Here is a 5,117-nt window from a genome sequence, read left to right on the forward strand (position 1 = left end):
GGAGGCCAGCCTCTGGCCGACCCGGCGCAGGGGTTGGCCGGACGGGGAATCGGCCGGAGGGCCGGCCTCCTACCGGGGCAGGGTTCGACCTGTAGGAGGCCAGCCTCTGGCCGATCAGGCGCAGGGATTGGCCGGACGGGGAATCGGCCGGAGGGCCGGCCTCCTGCGGGCATGTTCACGGGCGCCTGCGGCGATGTTCGAATCCCTCCGGCTATGGGGGGCATGCATAGAAAAGGGGCCGCTCGGGCCCCTTTTTCGCGTGCAAGCACGCTCCTGCGGAATTCTGGCGGAGAGGGAGGGATTCGAACCCTCGGTACGCTCGCGCGTACAACGGTTTTCGAGACCGCCCCGTTCGACCACTCCGGCACCTCTCCGTGCTCCGACCCGGTCGGTTGTTGCGACCGTCGCCAGTAGCGCTGCGCATCCTAGCAGATTCGGAGGCGGGGGCGGTAGGGTTGCCGTGGATAATCGGTGAGGGAACCCGGCTCCCGCATGCGGGCCGTCTGCATGGCGCGCTTCAGGAGCACCGGTTCAGGGCATCAGGCGGGTGATTTCCCAGTGTTCGCCGTTGTGATGGTAGGTGAAGCGGTCGTGCAGGCGACTGGCGCGGCCCTGCCAGAATTCGAAGAGCTCGGGCGCGAGGCGGTAGCCGATCCAGGCCGGGTCGCGGGGGACGTTGCCGTCGGGGTACTGCTGTTCCAGGTCCTTCACGCGCTGCTCCAGGGTGGCGCGGTCATCCACCGGCTGGCTCTGCAGGGAGGCGGCGGCGGCCAGCCGGCTGCCGCCGGGCCGCTGGGTGAAGTAGTCGTCCGCGAGCTCGGCGGGCAGGGCGCTGACGCTGCCCTCGACGCGGATCTGGCGTTCGGTCTCGGGCCAGTAGAACAGCAGCGCGGCGCGGGGATTCTCGGCGAGGTCGCGGCCCTTGTGGCTGCGCGAGTCGGTGTACCAGCAAAGGCCTTCGCCCTCGAAGTGCTTGAAGAGGACGATGCGCGCCGAGGGCTGGCCGTCGGCGTCGGCGGTGGCCAGGGTCATGGCGGTGGGATCGGGGTTGCCGGCCTCGCGCGCTTCTTCCAGCCAGCGGGCCAGCAGCTGTGCGGGCTCCGCGGTCAGGTCGCTGCGGCGCAGCTCGGCGCGGGTGTAGTCGCGGCGGGTGTTGCGGTGGTCGACCTGGTTCATGCGGGGCTCCCGGGGGCAGATGGCACGATCGCTCATGATACGCCCGCGGGCGTCATCGCGCCCAGACGGTAACGGCCGGGCCGGGCGGTTTGCGCCGGGGTGCGGGTTTGTGGGTTCATGTCGGGTGAGACGGCACCCGACAGGAGGACACGATGAGTCGACCCGTGATTGCGGCACTGGAACCGCGTGGCGTGGAGCTGGAGAAGGGGAAGGAGTACTACTTCTGCCGCTGCGGGCGTTCGGCGAACCAGCCGTTCTGTGACGGTTCCCACGCGGGGACGGGCCTGGGCCCGCTGGCGTTTACCGCGCAGGAGGATGGCGAGGCGTTCCTCTGCCAGTGCAAGCAGTCGGGCAATCTGCCCTATTGTGATGGCACGCACGCCGGACTGGACGCGCAGGTCGGGGAGGCGCCGGAACCCGCGTCGGAGCCGGGCGGGAACGCCGGGAACGATGCGGGCGACGGGGCCGGCGGGTCCGACGCACCGCCCGACCCGCGCGCGACCGCGACCGAGCCGCATGTCGAGTTCATCCATGCGCTGGCGCGCGACGGCCTGGACGGGCTGGGTGCGCACGGGCCCACGGTGGCGATGGGCGTGCCGCGCGACGAGCTGCCGAGCTGGGATGCGCTGCAGCTGCTGGCGGCCCAGCTGTCCAGTCGGCCGCTGGAGGCCGGTGCCGAGGTGGCCACCGAGCTGGTGATCGGGCCGCAGGCGCAGCGGCCGCTGCGGCTGTCCATGCCCTGGCTGGTGACCGACATGAGCTACGGGTCGCTGTCGCGCGAGGCGCGGATGGCGCTGGCGCGGGGCGCGGAGCAGGCCGGTACCGGGGTATGTTCCGGCGAGGGCGGGATGCTGCCGGAGGAGACGGAGGTGGCGTCGCGCTATCTGTTCGAGCTGGGGCCGGCGCATTTCGGTTACGACGATTCCGTGCCCGAACGCGTGCAGGCCTTCCATTTCAAGGCGGGGCAGGCGGCCAAGACCGGCGTGGGCGGCGTGCTGCCCGGGTGCAAGGTTTCCGACGAGATCGCGCAGGCACGCGGGATCGAGGCCGGACGGGACGCGGTGTCGCCACCCGCCGATCCGGGGCTGCGCACGCCGGAGGATTTCCGTCGCTTCGCTGATGATGTGCGGCAGCGCTCCGGGGGGATCCCTGTGGGTTTCAAGCTGGCCGCGCATCACATCGAGGCGGACATCGATTTTGCTCTGGATGCGGGTGCCGACTACATCATCCTGGATGGCCGTGGAGGCGGCACCGGGGCCGCGCCGGCGCTGCTGCGCGACCACATGGGGGTGCCGACCATCCCGGCGCTGGCGCGCGCACGCCGGCACATGGATGCCACCGGGGCCTCGGGCCGCGTGACGCTGCTGGTGACCGGCGGGCTGCGGACGCCGGCGGACTGGGTCAAGGCGCTGGCGCTGGGCGCCGACGGGGTGGCCCTGGGTAACGCCGCGCTGCAGGCGATCGGCTGCGTGGGTGCACGCATCTGCCACACCAATCGGTGCCCGACCGGCGTGGCCACCCAGGACCCGCAGCTGCGTGCGCGCCTGGACGTGGAGACCGGGGCGGCGCGTCTGGGCCGGTTCCTGACCGACGCCACGGAGCTGGCGCGCGTCCTGGCGCGGGCTTGCGGCCATGCGCGGCTGGAGGATTTCGGCCCCAATGACCTGTCCACCTTCGATCGCGACCTGGCCCGTCTGGCCGGGGTGCAGTACGCCGGCGTGCGCGACGCACGGCACGTGTGAAGCCCCTGCCGCGCGCGGGTCCGGTTGAAGCCCGGGCCGCGCGCGCGTGTAATTACGCGATTACCCGATCGCAGTGCTCCGGAATCCCCGGAACGAGGCCGCATGTCCGCATCCGTACCCGTTATCGCCGACGAGACCGTGCCCGGTCTGTTCGACCGCCGTCCGTACTGGGCCAAACGCTTCGGCACGGCGCCGTTCCTGCCGACCACGCGCGAGGAGATGGACCAGCTCGGCTGGGATTCCTGCGACATCGTGCTGGTTACCGGGGATGCCTATGTCGACCATCCCAGCTTCGGCATGGCCATCATCGGCCGGCTGCTGGAGGCGCAGGGCTTTCGCGTCGGCATCATCGCCCAGCCGGATTGGACCTCGGCCGAGCCGTTCCGCGCGCTGGGGCGGCCGAACCTGTTCTTCGGCGTGACCGCCGGGAACATGGACTCGATGGTCAACCACTACACCGCGGAACGGAAGAAGCGTTCCAACGATGCCTATACCCCCGGCGACGTGCACGGCAAGCGCCCGGATCGCGCGGTGATCGTGTACAGCCAGCGGGTGCGCGAGGCCTTCCGCGACGTGCCTGTGGTGATCGGCGGGATCGAGGCGAGCCTGCGGCGCATCGCCCATTACGACTACTGGCAGGACAAGGTGCGCCGCTCGGTGCTGCTGGATTCGCGCGCGGACATCCTGCTGTTCGGCAACGCCGAGCGCGCGCTGGTGGAACTGGCGCATCGGGTGGCCGGGGGCGAGCATCCGCGCGAGATCAACGATCTGCGGGGCACCGCGTTCCTGCGTGACCGGGTGCCGGGCGATCACGTGGTGCTGGATTCCTCCGAGGTGGATACCCCTGGGCCGGTGGATGCGAACCCGGATCCCTATGCGGAGACCTCGGCGCAGGCCTGCGCGACCGGGCAGGAATCGGGCACGCAACCCGGATCCGGGGGTGATGCCGAAGCGCAGGTGGTGCGCTTCCACCGCGAGATCCCGAAGGGCACGCCGCGCAGCCGTACCGTGATCCGCCTGCCGGCCTTCGAGCAGGTGAAGGGCGACGCGGTGCTGTACGCCCATGCCTCGCGGGTGATGCACCTGGAGACCAACCCGGGCAATGCGCGGGCGCTGGTGCAGCGCCACGGCGACAAGGAGCTGTGGCTCAACCCGCCGCCGGTGCCGCTGTCGACCCCGGAGATGGACGCGGTGTTCGACCTGCCCTACGCCCGCGCCCCGCATCCGTCCTACGGCGATGCACGCATCCCGGCCTGGGAGATGATCCGCTTCTCGGTGAACATCATGCGCGGCTGCTTTGGCGGCTGCACCTTCTGTTCCATCACCGAGCACGAGGGGCGCATCATCCAGAGCCGCTCGGAGGACAGCATCCTGCGCGAGATCGAGGAGATGCGCGATCGCGTGGAGGGCTTTACCGGGGTGGTCTCGGATCTGGGCGGGCCCACCGCGAACATGTACCGCCTGGCATGCAAGGACCCGGAGATCGAGAAGAACTGCCGGCGCCTGTCCTGCGTGTATCCCGGGATCTGTTCCAATCTGAACACCGACCATGCGCCGCTGATCCGCCTGTATCGCAAGGCGCGCGAGCTGCCGGGGGTGAAGAAGGTGCTGATCGCGTCGGGTCTGCGCTACGACCTGGCGATCGAGTCGCCGGAATACGTGAAGGAGCTGGTGACGCACCATGTCGGCGGGTATCTGAAGATCGCCCCGGAGCACACCGAGGAGGGCCCGCTCGGTCACATGATGAAGCCGGGGATGGGTACCTACGACCGCTTCAAGGCGATGTTCGAGAAGTACTCGAAGGCGGCGGGCAAGGAGCAGTACCTGATCCCGTACTTCATTGCCGCGCATCCGGGCACTACCGACGAGGACATGCTGAACCTCGCGCTGTGGCTCAAGCGCAATGGCTTCCGCGCCGACCAGGTGCAGGCCTTCCTGCCCAGTCCCATGGCCCTGGCCACCGCGATGTGGCACACCGGGCGCAACCCGCTGCGGGGCGTGCGGCGCAGGGCGGATTCACGGCTTTCCGTGGCCCGCGGGGCGCGGGCGCGGCGGCTGCACAAGGCGTTTTTGCGCTATCACGACCCGGATAACTGGCCGTTGTTGCGCGATGCGCTGAAGCGCATGGGTCGGCGTGATCTGATCGGCAACGGCAAGCATCACCTGATCCCCACCTGGCAGCCGGCGGGTACCGGCGGC

General features: G+C 70.0%; 3 protein-coding genes and 1 tRNA gene. 2 read left to right on the plus strand and 2 right to left on the minus strand.

What is annotated here, in order from left to right; all coding sequences use genetic code 11:
* Nucleotides 1–284: 284 nt before the first annotated feature.
* Nucleotides 285–374, minus strand: a tRNA-Ser gene (locus B1A74_RS06740).
* A gap of 157 nt (nt 375–531) precedes the next feature.
* Nucleotides 532–1,176 (minus strand): pyridoxamine 5'-phosphate oxidase, encoded by a 645-nt coding sequence (gene pdxH, locus B1A74_RS06745; protein ID WP_018870748.1) that lies wholly within the window; start codon nt 1,174–1,176, stop codon nt 532–534.
* A 152-nt stretch (nt 1,177–1,328) separates the two neighbouring features.
* On the opposite strand from pdxH, the gene B1A74_RS06750 reads away from it, so the two are divergent.
* Together B1A74_RS06750 and B1A74_RS06755 are read left to right on the plus strand one after the other, a co-directional pair.
* Nucleotides 1,329–2,918, plus strand: a complete 1,590-nt coding sequence (locus B1A74_RS06750) for a glutamate synthase-related protein (protein WP_077244161.1) — start codon at nt 1,329–1,331, stop codon at nt 2,916–2,918.
* A 102-nt stretch (nt 2,919–3,020) separates the two neighbouring features.
* A partial coding sequence (locus B1A74_RS06755; protein WP_077244162.1) for a YgiQ family radical SAM protein occupies nt 3,021–5,117 on the plus strand: 2,097 nt, incomplete at its 3' end.

Source organism: Thioalkalivibrio halophilus (assembly GCF_001995255.1).
Taxonomy (GTDB): domain Bacteria; phylum Pseudomonadota; class Gammaproteobacteria; order Ectothiorhodospirales; family Ectothiorhodospiraceae; genus Thioalkalivibrio; species Thioalkalivibrio halophilus.

Excerpts from the sequence above, each read along its gene's own strand:
- pdxH (WP_018870748.1), bottom strand. The coding sequence starts at position 1,176 with ATGAACCAGGTCGACCACCGCAACACCCGCCGCGACTACACCCGCGCC.
- B1A74_RS06750 (WP_077244161.1), top strand. The coding sequence starts at position 1,329 with ATGAGTCGACCCGTGATTGCGGCACTGGAACCGCGTGGCGTGGAGCTG.